This is a genomic window from Acidovorax sp. GW101-3H11 (assembly GCF_001633105.1).
Classification (GTDB): Bacteria; Pseudomonadota; Gammaproteobacteria; order Burkholderiales; family Burkholderiaceae_C; genus Acidovorax.
This window is the reverse complement of the sequence record NZ_LUKZ01000009.1, coordinates 527294-541230: the sequence shown is the minus strand read 5'-3', so window position 1 is coordinate 541230 and position 13937 is coordinate 527294. Positions and strand designations below refer to the sequence as shown.

At 66.0% G+C, this 13937-nt stretch carries 10 protein-coding genes; 2 read left to right on the top strand and 8 right to left on the bottom strand.

All coding sequences use genetic code 11. The features are described from left to right. Positions 1-42: 42 nt before the first annotated feature. From prmB to dapC, 5 genes are all read right to left on the bottom strand, one after another. On the bottom strand, positions 43-981 hold the full coding sequence (gene prmB / locus A1D30_RS08500) for a 50S ribosomal protein L3 N(5)-glutamine methyltransferase (RefSeq protein ID WP_063460309.1): 939 nt from the start codon (positions 979-981) through the stop codon (positions 43-45). After that, positions 978-2171 (bottom strand): succinyl-diaminopimelate desuccinylase, encoded by a 1194-nt coding sequence (gene dapE, locus A1D30_RS08495; protein WP_063460308.1) that lies wholly within the window; start codon positions 2169-2171, stop codon positions 978-980. The genes prmB and dapE overlap by 4 nt, the downstream gene beginning before the upstream one ends. Positions 2172-2334: 163 nt before the next feature. Further along, positions 2335-3498, bottom strand: coding sequence for a PilT/PilU family type 4a pilus ATPase (locus A1D30_RS08490; RefSeq protein ID WP_063460307.1), 1164 nt, complete (start codon positions 3496-3498; stop codon positions 2335-2337). Positions 3499-3566: 68 nt separating this feature from the next. Then, a complete protein-coding gene (gene dapD / locus A1D30_RS08485; protein ID WP_063460306.1) occupies positions 3567-4400 on the bottom strand; it encodes a 2,3,4,5-tetrahydropyridine-2,6-dicarboxylate N-succinyltransferase in 834 nt (277 codons plus the stop codon). Positions 4401-4445: 45 nt separating this feature from the next. Beyond that, positions 4446-5651, bottom strand: coding sequence for a succinyldiaminopimelate transaminase (gene dapC, locus A1D30_RS08480; protein ID WP_063460305.1), 1206 nt, complete (start codon positions 5649-5651; stop codon positions 4446-4448). Positions 5652-5823: 172 nt separating this feature from the next. Between dapC and A1D30_RS08475 the strand changes: the two genes are divergently transcribed. Then, the gene (locus tag A1D30_RS08475) at positions 5824-7308 is read left to right on the top strand and encodes a methyl-accepting chemotaxis protein (protein ID WP_063460304.1); all 1485 of its coding nucleotides are present in this window, start codon (positions 5824-5826) and stop codon (positions 7306-7308) included. Positions 7309-7364: 56 nt separating this feature from the next. On the opposite strand, the gene rsxB is transcribed toward A1D30_RS08475, so the two are convergent. From rsxB to A1D30_RS08460, 3 genes are all read right to left on the bottom strand, one after another. Then, entirely contained in the window at positions 7365-8048 is a 684-nt protein-coding gene (rsxB, locus tag A1D30_RS08470) for an electron transport complex subunit RsxB (protein ID WP_063460303.1), read from the bottom strand. Then, the gene (phaZ, locus tag A1D30_RS08465; RefSeq protein WP_063460879.1) at positions 8045-9667 is read right to left on the bottom strand and encodes a polyhydroxyalkanoate depolymerase; all 1623 of its coding nucleotides are present in this window, start codon (positions 9665-9667) and stop codon (positions 8045-8047) included. Before phaZ ends, rsxB begins: the two co-directional genes overlap by 4 nt. A 138-nt stretch (positions 9668-9805) precedes the next feature. After that, on the bottom strand, positions 9806-10891 hold the full coding sequence (locus A1D30_RS08460) for a (p)ppGpp synthetase (RefSeq protein ID WP_063460302.1): 1086 nt from the start codon (positions 10889-10891) through the stop codon (positions 9806-9808). 183 nt (positions 10892-11074) lie between these two features. On the opposite strand from A1D30_RS08460, the gene A1D30_RS26645 reads away from it, so the two are divergent. After that, entirely contained in the window at positions 11075-13900 is a 2826-nt protein-coding gene (locus tag A1D30_RS26645) for an EAL domain-containing protein (RefSeq protein WP_063460301.1), read from the top strand. Positions 13901-13937 lie beyond the last annotated feature (37 nt).

Genomic DNA, 13937 nt, shown 5'->3' with positions numbered 1-13937 from the left:
AAATCGGTGGAACCGATGCACAGGGCGGCGGCGCGCAACCCTCTATTGTGCCGTGAGGCGGGCTTGGGCGGCCAAAGCCTGCCGGGTGACCAGCAAAACCTGGTCTTCTCCCGCACTGGTATCAAGCCAGAAAACGGGCAGTTGGGGGAACGCCGCTTCGAAGTACGCGCGCTCGTTGCCGATCTCCAGGATGATCACGGCGTCTTCCGTCATGCAGGCGGGTGCGGCGGCAAACAGCTGGCGCACGAAGTCCATGCCGTCGGTGCCACCGGCCAGGGCCAGTTCGGGCTCGGCGCGGTACTCGCTGGGCAGCGCGGCCATGCTGGCGGCGTTGACATAGGGCGGGTTGCAAAGGATCAAATCCCAGGGGCCGGGCAGGGCGGCCAGGCCGTCGGAGAGCTGCAGCTGGATGCGGTCCTGCAGGCCGTGTTTGTCCGCGTTGATGCGGGCCACGGCGAGGGCGTCGGGCGAGATGTCGGCGCCGGTCACTTGTACTTCGGGCCAGGCCATGGCGGCCAGCACGGCCAGGCTGCCGTTGCCGGTGCACAGGTCCAGCACCTGGCGGGTGTTTTCGCTCAGGAAGCCGTCCACGCTGCCGTCGGCCAGCAGTTCGGCGATGAAGCTGCGCGGCACGATGGCGCGTTCGTCCACGTAGAAGGGCACACCTTGCAGCCAGGCCTCGTGTGTGAGGTAGGCGGCAGGTTTGCGGGTGGTGATGCGTTCTTCAAAAAGTGTAGCAATCAAGGCAAGCTGGTCGGGCGGTACGGGCTGATTTTTGATCGAATCCGGGGCGTCCGAGAGGTCGCTGTCCAGCGGCAGGCCCAGGCGCCACAGCACCAGCCAGGCGGCTTCGTCATGGGCATTGCTGGTGCCGTGGCCGAAGGACACGCCGGCCGAGCGCAGGCACTGGGCGCCAGATTCGACCAGAGCGCCCACGGTGTCGCCCGTGACGGCGGGGTGTGGTGTTTTGGGCGTGCTCATGCGGGCACCGCTGTCGCTGCCAGGGCCTGCGCGTGCAGGTTTTCCAGTGTGCGGCGGTAGATGTTCTTGAGTGGCTCGATGTCGGCCACCACCACATGCTCGTCGATCTTGTGGATGCTGGCGTTGGGTGGGCCGAGTTCGATGACCTGCGGGCAGATCTGGGCAATGAAGCGGCCGTCGCTGGTACCGCCGGTGGTGGAGAGTTCGGTGGTGATGCTCGTCTCGGCGGTGATGGCCTGCTGCACGGCGGTGACCAGCTCGCCCGGGGTGGTCAGGAAGGGCTGGCCGCCCAGCGTCCAGCGCAGGTCGTATTCCAGTCCGTGGCGGTCCAGCATGGCGTGCACGCGCTGCTGCAGGCCTTCGGCCGTGGATTCGGTGGAGAAGCGGAAGTTGAAGTCGATCACGACCTCGCCCGGGATCACATTGGTGGCGCCGGTGCCGCCGTGCATGTTGCTGATCTGCCAGCTGGTGGGCGGGAAAAACGCATTGCCGTGGTCCCACACGGTGGCAGCCAGCTCGGCCAGGGCGGGCAGGGCCTGGTGGATGGGGTTGCGCGCGAGCTGCGGGTAGGCGATGTGGCCCTGGATGCCACGCACGCTGAGCTTGCCGCTCAAGGTGCCGCGCCGCCCGTTCTTGATCATGTCGCCGGTCTTCTCGACCGAGGTGGGCTCGCCCACGATGCAGTAATCCAGCGGCTCGCCGCGTGCCTTGAGCTGCTCGACCACCACCTTGGTGCCGTCCACCGAGGGGCCTTCTTCATCGCTGGTGAGCAAAAAGGCGAGTTGAACCAAGGGTTCTGGCGTGGCGGCCAGGAACTCCTCCACCGCCACCACAAAGGCGGCGATCGAGGTCTTCATGTCGCTGGCGCCACGGCCGTAGAGCTTGCCGTCCTTGTGCGTGGGCACGAACGGGTCGCTGCTCCACTGTGCCAGCGGGCCGGTGGGCACCACATCGGTGTGGCCTGCAAATACTACTGTTTTGATAGCTGCTTGGGCAAGCTGGTCGCGCGGTAGAGGCCTTTTTGCCCACAAATTGCTGACCCGGAAGTCGGCCGGACCGCTGTCCAGGCGCTCGCACTCAAACCCGAGCGGGGCCAGCCGTGCGGCCAGCAGGTTGAGGCAGCCCGCGTCGTCGGGGGTGATGGAGGGCAGGGCGATGAGCTGTTCGGCCAGGTGCAGGGTGCGGGACATTGGGGATTCGGTGGGATGGGGCCGTGCAGTCAGCGGTGATTAGAGAGCGATGCGTAAGCATCAGCGCGGCCTAGGCGAGAGACGCCTAGCAAGGGCCGCCCCGCAGCGAGGGCGTCGTCCCCCAGGGGGGAAGGCGCCGTAGGCGACTCAGGGGGGAGACATTTCATGCCGCTGGTTTGACGTCCAGCACGATTTCGGTGAACGAAGGGGCGTCGTCGGGTGCATCGCGCGCTTCCTTCTGGGCCTTGGCAGCGTTGGCGGCCAGGGAAAAGTCGTTCTGCAGGCGCCACATGAGGTTGGTGGGGGAGTCGGCGTAGGACATGCCTTCCTTGCGGTCGATCTTGGCGTCCATGATGAGGTGGGCCAGGGCTTCCTCGAAGGTCTGCGAGCCCTCGGCCATGGATTTTTCCATGGCTTCCTTCACGCCCGAGAAGTCGCCTTTTTCGATCAGGTCCGACACCAGCTTGGTGTTGAGCATGACCTCCACGGCGGGTGCACGGCTTCCGTCCACGGTGCGCACCAGGCGCTGCGAAATGATGGCCTTCATGGCGGAGGCCAGGTCGCCCAGCATGGTGGGGCGCACTTCGACGGGGTAGAAGCTCAGGATACGGTTGAGCGCGTGGTAGCTGTTGTTGCCGTGCAGCGTGGCCAGGCACAGGTGTCCCGACTGGGCATAGGCAATGGCGGCCGACATGGTTTCGCGGTCGCGGATTTCGCCGATCAGGATCACGTCGGGCGCCTGGCGCAGCGCGTTTTTCAGGGCGGTTTGCAGCGATTGCGTGTCGCTGCCGATCTCGCGCTGGTTGACGATGGATTTCTTGTTCTTGAACTGGTATTCGACCGGGTCCTCGATGGTGAGGATGTGGCCGGTCATGGCCTCATTGCGGGTGTCGATCATGGACGCGAGCGAGGTGCTCTTGCCCGAGCCCGTGGCGCCCACCATGAGGATCAGGCCGCGTTTCTCCATGATGAGTTCGCGCATCACGGGCGGCAGGCCCAGGGTGTCGAACTCGGGGATCTGCTGCGAGATGAAGCGGATCACCACCGCATAGCTGCCCCGCTGGCGCATGGCGCTGATACGGAAGCGCCCCACGCCGCTGAGCGGCACCCCCATGTTGAGTTCGCCGGTTTCTTCCAGCTCTTCGATGCGGTCCGGGGGGACCACTTCGGAGAGCAGGTTGCGCGGCGCATCGGGCGGCAGGATCTGGTTGTTGATGGGCACGCACTCGCCGTTGATCTTGATCAGCGCCGGTGCGTTGGCCGACAGATAGACGTCGGAGGCCTTTTTCTCAGCCATCAGGCGAAGAATCCGTTCCATTGTGCTCATGGTGTGTCCCTCTTGTTGTCAGTCTCTGTCGGCAAAGCGGCCAAACAGGCCGCCCTTGTGCAGCGGAATCAGTCGCGCAGCAGGTCGTTGATGCTGGTCTTGGAGCGCGTCTGCGCATCGACCTGCTTGACGATGATGGCGGCGTACATGCTGTAAGGCGCGCCGTTGGCCGCCGTCTTGGGCAGATTGCCGCTCACCACCACCGAGCCCGAGGGCACGCGGCCGTAGCTGATTTCGCCGGTGGCGCGGTTGAAGATGGGAGTGCTCTGGCCCAGGTACACGCCCATGCCCAGCACGGAGTTCTCTTCGACGACCACGCCTTCAACCACCTCGGAGCGGGCGCCGATGAAGCAGTTGTCTTCAATGATGGTGGGGCCGGCCTGCAGGGGTTCCAGCACGCCGCCGATGCCCACGCCACCCGAAAGGTGCACGTTGGAGCCGATCTGCGCGCACGAGCCCACGGTGGCCCAAGTATCGACCATGGTGCCTTCGCCCACATAGGCGCCGATGTTCACGTAAGACGGCATCAGGATCGCGCCCTTGGCGATGAAGCTGCCACGGCGGGCCACGGCGGGGGGCACCACGCGCACACCGGTGGCCTTCATTTCTTCTTCGGACAGGTGCGCGAACTTGGTCTGCACCTTGTCATAAAAGCCCAGGTCGCCAGCCTTGACGACTTCGTTGTCCTTCAGGCGGAAGGACAGCAGCACGGCCTTCTTGATCCACTGGTGTACGGTCCACTGGCCCACGCCTTCACGGGTGGCCACGCGCAACGTGCCGTTGTTCAGTTCGGCGATCACATGCTCGACGGCGTCCTGGATTTCCTTGGGGGCGGCGGCGGGCGAGAGGCTGGCGCGGTTGTCCCAGGCGTTGTCGATGATGGTTTGCAGTTGTTGGGTCATGTTGTTGTCTGTCAGTCGGTCAATCTGTGGATCGGGATTCAGAAATCAGGCAGTGCGGGACTGGATGAACTGCACGATGCGCAGCGCGGCCTCCACGCACTCTTCGGTTTCGGCCACCAGGGCCATGCGCACGCGCTGGGCGCCGGGGTTGCTGCCCTGGGCCTCGCGGGCCAGGTAGCTGCCGGGCAGCACCGTGACATTGTATTGAGCCAGGAGGGCCCGCGCGAACTCGGCGTCGGTCATCCCCAGGGCATCGGGCACCTTGGCCCACAGGTAGAAACCGGCATCGGGCAGGGCCACCTCCATCACGCCTGCCAGCAGCGGGGTGACCTGGGCAAACTTCTTGCGGTAGCGCGTGCGGTTTTCCACCACATGCTGCTCGTCGCCCCAGGCGGCAATGCTGGCGGCCTGCACGATGGGACTCATGGCGCTGCCGTGGTAGGTGCGGTAGAGCAGAAAGGACTTGATCAGCGCCGCATCGCCCGCCACAAAACCGCTGCGCAGGCCGGGCACGTTGCTGCGCTTGGACAGGCTGGTGAAGGAAATCAGGTTCTTGAAGTCGCGCCGCCCCAGCTTTTCTGCGGCCTGCAGGCCGCCGAGGGGAGGTTCGTCGCGGAAGTAGATCTCACTGTAGCACTCGTCCGAAGCGATCACGAAGCCGTAGCGGTCGCTCAGCGCGAAGAGTTTTTGCCACTCGCACAGGGGCATCACGGCACCGGTGGGGTTGCCGGGCGAGCACACAAACAGCAGTTGTGTGCGTTCCCACACCGATTCGGGCACCGTGTCCCAGTTCACCGCAAAGTTGCGTGCCGGGTCGCTGGGGGCGTAGTAGGGCTGGGCGCCCGCCAGCAGCGCGGCGCCTTCATAGATTTGGTAGAACGGGTTGGGACAGACCACCAGCGGCTGGCCCTTGGAGGGGTCAATGATGGTCTGGGCAAAGGCAAACAGCGCCTCGCGCGAACCGTTCACGGGCAGGACCTGGGTGCCCGGGTCCAGGGTCAGCGCATAGCGCTGGTTCAGCCAGCGTGTGAAGGCCTCGCGCAGCCGGGGTTCGCCTGCCGTGGCGGGGTAGCTGGCCAATCCTTCCAGGTTGTTACTAAGTGCATCCTTGATGAATTGCGGTGTAGGATGGCGCGGCTCACCCATACCCAGGCTGATGGGGCTGTAGGCCGCCGGGGGCGTGACCCCCGCAAAGAGTTGCCGCAGCCGCTCGAACGGGTAGGGCTGGAGGTGGGAGAGCAGGGGGTTCATGGTGCGACATTATGGGCGATGGCCACTGTGCAAAGGCCTGCGCGCCAGGTGCGGCCGGGCCGCCAGGCGCCGGACCGGATGCACGGCAGTCGCGCCAGAGCCCCTGTGTCAATCCGACGTAAGAGCGGGGACATAGCATCCGCCGCTGGAAAGAACCATAACAGGAGACAAGATGTCTGGATTTCTACCACTGCGCCCCGGACTCTGGTGGATGCGCAGATGGCACCTGCCCGGCAAACTGGTGACGCTGGGAGTGTTGATGGCGGTGGTGCTGGTTGCCACCGCTGCGGCGCCGGGATGGGGCGGGGCTGTGGGCGCTGTGGCCTTGCTGTATGGGCTGCTGGCGCTGTACCTGAGCCTGTCGTCCGATCTGGAGGGCCTGTCCCGCGCCATGCAGAAGACCACCCAAGGCGATCTCAGTACCCGTGCCGGTGTGTACGGCCAGGACGAAGTGGGGGCCATGGCGCAGTCGCTCGACCAGATGGTGCTCACCCTGTCGTCCATGGTGGCCGATATCCGCAGCAATGCGGCCCTGGTGGCCCATGCGGGCCAGAGCCTGGCACAAGGCAACCGCTCGCTGGCCGACCGCACCGAACAGCAGGCCGCCAACCTGGAGCAGACCGCTGCCAGCGTCGAGCAGCTTTCATCGGCCGTGCAGAACAACGCCCAGACCGCCCGCAGCGCCGATGCGCGGGCGGCCGATGTGCGCAAGGCGGCCGATGCGGGGGCCGAGGCCATGGCCCGGGCGGTGCAGTCGGTGGAGGCCATCCAGCAGGGTGCCCGCCGCATGACCGAAATCATTGGCGTCATCGACAGCATCGCCTTCCAGACCAACATCCTCGCGCTGAACGCCGCCGTGGAAGCCGCCCGCGCGGGTGAGCAAGGCCGGGGCTTTGCCGTAGTGGCAGGCGAGGTGCGCACCCTGGCCAAACGTTCGGGCGATGCGGCACGCGAGATCCGCGAGCTGATCGGGGCCTCGGTGAGCCAGGTGGAGGCCAGCGCCGGGCTGATCCGCTCGGCGGGGGATGGGATTGCCAACATGGCGGGTGGCATTCGCAGTGTGGCCGCCAGCATGACGGAAATTTCGGGCTCCAGTGCCGAGCAAAGCACGGGGCTGAGCGAGGTGAGTTCGGCCGTGCAGCAGCTGGACCAGATCACCCAGCACAACGCGCAGATGGTGGGCCATGCGGTGGCGCAGGCCGAGGCGCTGGAGCAGCGCGCCACCACCCTGTCGCGGGCGGTGGCGGCCTTCCGGCTGCAGCAGGGCACGGCCGATGAGGCGGTGGCCCTGGTCCAGAAGGCCGTGGCCCTGTACAAGACCACCTCGCACGACCAGTTCCTGCGCAGCCTGACGGACAAGAACCAGCCGTACCATGATCGGGACATGTATGTGTTTGTGCTGGACAGTGCGGGCACCTACCGGGCGTTTGGGGGCAACCCCGCCAAGGTGGGCACCCGGGTGCAGGACATCCCCGGCATTGCGGGCGACCGGCTGGTGAGCGATATCGTGGCCCAGGCCGACCGGGCGCCGGGCTGGGTCGAGTACGACATCAACAACCCGGCCACGGGCGCGGTGCAGACCAAGATGTCCTATGTGAGCCGCGTCGGAGATTTGTACGTAGGCTGCGGGGTCTACAAGTCGCTGGCGGCCCGTTGACGGGGTGATTTTTCCCTCGGCCCCGTGGCAGGGGCGAAGGGGCGGGCGCCTGGATTTCAGTGCGGGTTTTGTTCCCTGCGTTGCCGCGCGCGCTCCATGGCCGCTGCAATGGCGGCCTTGCGCGCGTCGGCGGCGCTGGTTGGGGTGCTGGCGGAGTCCTGGGCAGGCTCGCCCATTGCCGCTGCCGGTTCTTCTTCCGCATCTTCCAAAGGCATCCGCTGGCGATGCTGCTGGTAGCGCGCCCGGGCCTGCTCGGCCAGGGGGGCGGACCATGCGGCCCAGCCTGTGGCCATGCCGCTGGCGGTTTCCAGCTGGATGCAGTCCACCGGGCAGACTGGGATACACAGCTCGCAGCCGGTGCAATACGGCTCGATCACGGTGTGCATCCGCTTGTTGGAGCCCACGATGGCGTCTGTGGGACATGCCTTGATACACAAGGTGCAGCCGATGCACCAGGCTTCGTCAATGAAGGCCACGGTGCGCGGGCCTTCCACGCCGTGTTCGGTGCTCAGGGGCAGCACGGCCAGGCCCGTGATGGCCGCCAGGCGCGCCACACCCTCGGCGCCACCGGGCGGGCACTGGTTGATGGCGGCCTCGCCGCTGGCAATGGCCTGCGCGTAGGTGGCGCAGTCGGGGTAGCCGCAGCGTGTGCACTGCGTCTGGGGCAGCGCGGCGTCAATCCGCGCTGCAAGGTCCGTCGGGGCAGCGCAGGCGGGTGGGGCTTCCGGCTGGCGGATCAAGCCTTGCGCGCCTTGCTGCTGCGGCTGGCGCTGCGAGCAGGGGCTGCCGTGACTGCGGTGGCCTTGGCTGCGCCGAGGTCGGCGGGCGCCTGCTCTGCCGCACCGGTTGGCTGTGCCGCACCCTCTGTTTTGACCCAGCGTGTAGCCACTGTGGCGGCGGGCGCAGTGGTTTTGGCGGCCGCTGCTGTGCGCGCGCGTGGGGCTGAAGGAGCCGCCTTGGCTGCCTGGGCCTTCTTTGCTGCAGGTTTGGGTTGAGGGGCCGCCTTGGGTTTGGCGGAGGGCGCTGCTACCGCCACAGCGGGCGTTGCCGCCTTGGCCACGGGTGCGGCGGCCAATGGAGCTGCGGGGGCACGGGGAAGTTCGTGTTCCAGAATGAACGCGCGCACCTTGGGGTACACCAGATCGCGCCAGCGGCGGCCGCTGAAGATGCCATAGTGGCCCGCGCCCTTGGCTTCCAGGTGGCGCTGTTCCTTGCGCACAATGCCGCTGCACAGGTCGTGGGCCGCTTCGGTCTGGCCCGAGCCGGAGATGTCGTCCAGCTCACCTTCCACGGTGAACAGGGCGGTGGTGGTGATGTCCTGCGGGCGCACACGCTCGATCTTGCCGGTGGGCGAGCGCACATCCCAGGTGCCGTTGACCAGCTTGTAGTCCTGGAACACGGTCTGGATGGTCTCCAGGTAGTAGTCCGCGTCCATGTCCAGCACGGCGTTGTACTCGTCGTAGAACTTGCGGTGGGCTTCGGCGCTGGCGTCGTCGCCCTTGATCAGGTCCTTGAAGTAGTCGTAGTGGCTGTTTGCGTGGCGGTCGGGGTTCATCGCCACAAAACCCGTGTACTGCAGAAAGCCCGGGTACACGCGGCGGCCCGCGCCAGGGAACTTGTCGGGCACGCGGTAGATGACGTTGTTCTCGAACCACTCGTAGCTGCGGTTCGTGGCCAGGTTGTTCACCGAGGTGGGCGACTTGCGGGCGTCGATGGGGCCGCCCATCATGGTCATGGTCAGCGGCGTTTTCTCGCCCCGGCTGGCCATCAGCGACACGGCAGCCAGCACCGGCACGGTGGGCTGGCACACGCTGATCACATGGCAGTTGCCGTACTGGCCCTGCAGGTGGCGGATGAACTCCTGCACGTAGTTCACGTAGTCGTCCAGGTGGAACTCCCCTTCGGCCAGTGGCACCAGGCGGGCATTTTTCCAGTCGGTGATGTAGACCTTGTGGTCCTTGAGCATGGTGCGCACGGTGTCGCGCAGCAAGGTGGCGTAGTGGCCCGACAGCGGTGCCACGATCAGCACCACGGGCTGGCCCTTGAGCTTGGTCAGCGTGGCGGGGTCGTCCGAAAAGCGCTTGAAGCGGCGCAGCTCGCAGAACGGCTTGTTCACCTCAATGCGCTCATGGATGGCGACACCGATGCCGTTCACGTCCACGGTGTGGATGTCGAACGCGGGCTTCTCGTAATCCTTGCCCAGCCGGTAGAGCAGGTCGTAGCCCGCTGCCATGCGCTGGGCTGCCGAGGTCTGGCTCAGGGGCGACACCGGGTTGCTGAACAACTTGGAAGCCGCCTGCGCAAAGTCTGTAAAGGGCTCCATCAGGGAGCGCTGGGTTTCGTAAATGTGATATAGCATGGGGCGAAACTCCGATTTGTTGCAGTGCAATATAGCAGCACTTGGTAACAAGCGCATGGAGTAAAACCACCAATGCCAAGTCGCCTATGTGACATGCGGGGGCGTCCGATTGTCGGGCCTGTGGCGTCCCCCTGTCGGTCAATGTGGCCGGGGGTCGGTGTTGTCGATCAGCCAGGCTTCGAACGCCTCGCGCGCCGAATTGCGCAGCGCCGGGCGGAAGGCGGTCTTGTTGCTCAGGTACAGGCAGTGCCGCATCACCGTGTAGGGGTTGAAGCTGCCCTGGGGGTTCTGCTCCTCGAAGTGCTGCTTGTAGCGCTTGACCACGCCGATGGTCTCGCGCATCAGGGTGTTGAAGCGTGCGCGTGTCATGCGCGGCGACCAGGCCTGGATGTCGTCCACAAACCCATCGACCTTGGAGGGCTCGAACTCGAAGTCCTTGAAGAAATGGGTGGCGATCTTGAGGAAGGTGAAGGCGTTCAGCTCGCTGCTGCCACCTGCCGCCTTGTGGGGGGCCAGTGCGTCGGCGGGGGCGTCCAGCGCGGGGTCGGCGGTCTCGTCGGGGGCCTGGAGCAGCTCGGCTGCGGTGGCATCGCGGATCTGCAGGAACTCCCGGTCGGCCAGCTCGAACAGGGCCGACAGCACATTGATGCGCCGCTTGAGCTGCTGCGGGATGGATTTCTTGTACTTGATCTTGTGGTCCAGCACGCTCCAGGAGTCCTGGATGATGGTGCGCACCTGCAGCTCGAACGCCCAGTGGGCATAGGCCGCATGTTCCGGCAGGTCGCGCTCTGCGGTGCCCAGGCGCAGGTCCAGGTGCAGGCCCTTGTAGCCAAACGATGCCTCGGTGCTCTCCACGGCCGTGACCTTGTCCGTGACATCAATCACTGCAAAACGGGCGCGCATGGTCTGCGCCACCTTCTCCAGCTCGTCCTCATACAGGCACACCACCCGCACCCCGATGAGGTCGGAGATGTAGCTCTGGATGTCATAGGGCGTGTTGCTTTCTTCCAGCGCCGGGCGGTACTTGCGCACAAATTTGCGGATGCACTCGTCGGCATCCTTCACGCGGCCTTCCACCTTGGCGATGTCGATGCCCCCTGCCTGCGCCACCGCAGCCGCCACCAGGCTGGTGATGGCCGTACACGCGGCCTGCAGCGCCGTGGCCTGCTGCGCGTAGTAAGTGCGGAACTGTGATTCTTCCAGGTCAAAGTCAAGTGATGCCATGTGTGGACTGCGCAGAACGCGCCGAATTGAAAACCAACCACCAAGGAATGCCGAGCTGCTGGCGCAGGACCGGGCAAATCAGGGGAAAGCCCGGCGGCGCAGCGCTTGCACAAACAAGCTGCCAAACTGCACTTGGCGGCGCTGAACACCGGCCCATAATGGTGCACGCCTTGGTGCCTTGCCATGCCCCCCTTACACCCTCCAGCCTCTGCCGACGACGATACCACCGCCGCAGGCGCGCGGGAGGGTATGGCCAGCGCCAACGCGATCACCAGGCGGCGCTGGGTGCCTCTGGTCCTGCCTCCGCTGGTGGGCATGTTTGCGCTGGGTCTGTCCTATCTCTACTGGCAGGGCGAGGAAGACAATGTCCAGGCCAAGAACGCTCTGAATTTTGAGGTCGCAGCCGACCAAGTGGCTTACAACCTCAAGGACCGGATGGCCACGTATGAAGTGGTGCTGCGCGGCGTGAAAGGGTACTTCGAGGGTTCCGAGCGCATCAGTCGAGAGGAGTTCAAGACCTACGTGGAGGCCCTGCAGCTGCAGGAGACCCGGCCCGGCCTGCAGGGGGTGTCCTTGATACTTCACCTGTTCGAGCCACAGCTTGACCTGCACATTGCAGACATGCGTCGGCGCGGGTTTCCCCACTACAGCGTCCTTCCTTCTGGTGTGCGCGCTGCATACGCTCCCATCACGCACATCGAGCCACTGCGGGGCGACAACGTGCGTGCGCTGGGATTTGACACGCTGACCATGCCAGCCGCACGCGAGGCACTGGAGCGGGCCAGGGACAGCGGTGAACTGGCGCTCAGCGCACCGCTTACCCTGTTGCAAAACGACACCTCTACAACGGCCGCGCAGCCTGGGGTGGTGATGTACCTGCCCATCTATGCCCCGCAGGCAGACACAAGCACGCAGCTGGTGCGCCGGGCGGGCCTGGTCGGCTGGGTGTCGGCCCCGTTCCGGGCGGGCGACGTCATCGCCGGAATGGCGCGTGAGCTGGACCCGGACATTGAGATCACCCTGTACGACGGTCTGGCCAAACCGGGCGGGCTGCTTCTGTACGGGCCATCGGCTGACAAGTCGCCGATGGCCTCCGGGGGCGACAAGGGGGCGGCACCCGCACGCCAGGCGCTGCGCACACTGCAAATTGGCGGGCGCATGTGGACGCTGCAGATGCAGCCCACGCCCAGTTTTTCCCTGCGCCATCGGGAGGACAGCCACGCCATGATTGCAGCGGTGGGTGTGGCCCTGGGCCTGCTTTTGTCCTGGTTGACCTGGCTGCTGGCCACCGGACGCGAGCGCGCCGTGGCGCTGGCGCATGGCATGACCACCGAGCTGCGCGCCACGCGCGATGACCTGGAGAGCACGCTCAACGCCATCCCCGACCTGCTGTTCGAACTGGGGCTGGACGGCCGCATCCACCACTACCGCTCGGCGCGGTCTGACCTGCTGGCCGTGCCGCCCGAGATGTTTCTGGGGCGTTTGATGAGCGAAGTGGTTCCGCCCGAAGCCGCAGCGGGCTGCCATGCCGCGCTGGAGGCTGCGCACCACACGGGGTACTCGGCGGGACACCAGTACCGGCTGGAGCTGGGCGGCACCACCCACTGGTTCGAGCTGTCCATCGCCCGCAAGGACGCCGCCGCGCCCGGCGACGAGGCCCGGTTCATCGCCCTGTCGCGCGACATCACCGAGCGCAAACAGGCCGAGGCACGCTCGCACCAGCTGGCGTACTTCGACGGCCTCACCGGCCTGCCCAACCGGCGCATGCTGCTTGACCGCATGGAGCATGCCCTGCACCGCGCCCTCAACGCCGCCGAGGTGGGGGCGGTGCTCTACATCGATCTCGACAACTTCAAGCAGATCAACGACGCGCGCGGCCACACCGTGGGCGATGCGCTGCTGATGCAGGTGGCCCAGCGCCTCACGCAGCAGCTGCGCCCGGGCGACACCGTGGCCCGGCTGGGCGGCGACGAGTTCGTGGTGCTGGTGCACAACGTGGCTGCCGACATGGAATCGGCCGGGCGCGCGGCCCTGCTGGTGGCCGAGGAGATCCGCGCGGTGCTGGAGGCGCCCTACACCATTGCCACCCACCTCTACAGCACCACGGGCAGCATTGGCATCACGCTGTTCCCCAAGCGCGGCGATGGCGTGGAAGACCTGCTGCGCGAGGCCGACACCGCCATGTACCGCGCCAAGGACCTGGGCCGCAACCGCATCCGCTTCTACGAAGCCGCCATGCAGGCCGACGTGCAGGAGCGCCTGGCGCTGGAGCAGGACCTGAAAAAGGCCCAGGCCGAAGGGCAACTGGCTGCCTTTGTGCAAAGCCAGGTGGACGCCACGGGCGCCGTGGTGGGCGGCGAGCTGCTGATGCGCTGGACCCACCCGGTGCGTGGCAACGTGCCGCCCAGCCGCTTCATTCCCATTGCCGAGGCCTCGGGCCTGATCCTGCGCATGGGCGACTGGATGATCCAGCAGGCCTGCGAAACCCTGGCGCGCCTGCAGGCGGCGGGGCGGGAGCTGTCGCTGTCGGTCAACGTGAGCCAGCGGCAGTTTCGCCAGGATGACTTTGTCGAGCGTGTGCGCCATGTGCTGGCCCACACGGGGGCCCACCCTGGCAACCTGATCCTGGAGATGACGGAAAGCCTGCTCATCGAAGACCTGGACGACACCATCGCCCGCATGACCGAAATCGTGGGCCTGGGCGTGCGCTTTTCCATCGACGACTTTGGCACGGGCTATTCGAGCCTGGCCTACCTCAAGCGCCTGCCGCTGTTCGAGCTCAAGATCGACAAGAGTTTTGTGCAGGACACGCCCGACGACCCGAGCGACACTGCCATCGTGCAGTCCATCCTTTCGGTGGCCAGCCACCTGAACCTGCGCGTGGTGGCCGAGGGCGTGGAAACCCGCGCCCAGGCCGATTTTCTGCTGCAGAACCAGTGCGAATGCCTGCAGGGCTACCTGTTCGGTCGGCCCGAGCCACTGGCGGTGTGGCTGGCGCGGCAGGTGTAGCGGGCGCCCGGCACAGACACAGCAGGGCTAGAAGCGT

What these genes read in the sequence shown, in the direction of transcription:
- prmB (WP_063460309.1), bottom strand. Translation starts at nt 981, where the DNA reads ATGAGCACGCCCAAAACACCACACCCCGCCGTCACGGGCGACACCGTG.
- dapE (WP_063460308.1), bottom strand. Translation starts at nt 2,171, where the DNA reads ATGTCCCGCACCCTGCACCTGGCCGAACAGCTCATCGCCCTGCCCTCC.
- A1D30_RS08490 (WP_063460307.1), bottom strand. Translation starts at nt 3,498, where the DNA reads ATGAGCACAATGGAACGGATTCTTCGCCTGATGGCTGAGAAAAAGGCC.
- dapD (WP_063460306.1), bottom strand. Translation starts at nt 4,400, where the DNA reads ATGACCCAACAACTGCAAACCATCATCGACAACGCCTGGGACAACCGC.
- dapC (WP_063460305.1), bottom strand. Translation starts at nt 5,651, where the DNA reads ATGAACCCCCTGCTCTCCCACCTCCAGCCCTACCCGTTCGAGCGGCTG.
- A1D30_RS08475 (WP_063460304.1), top strand. Translation starts at nt 5,824, where the DNA reads ATGTCTGGATTTCTACCACTGCGCCCCGGACTCTGGTGGATGCGCAGA.
- phaZ (WP_063460879.1), bottom strand. Translation starts at nt 9,667, where the DNA reads ATGCTATATCACATTTACGAAACCCAGCGCTCCCTGATGGAGCCCTTT.
- A1D30_RS08460 (WP_063460302.1), bottom strand. Translation starts at nt 10,891, where the DNA reads ATGGCATCACTTGACTTTGACCTGGAAGAATCACAGTTCCGCACTTAC.
- A1D30_RS26645 (WP_063460301.1), top strand. Translation starts at nt 11,075, where the DNA reads ATGCCCCCCTTACACCCTCCAGCCTCTGCCGACGACGATACCACCGCC.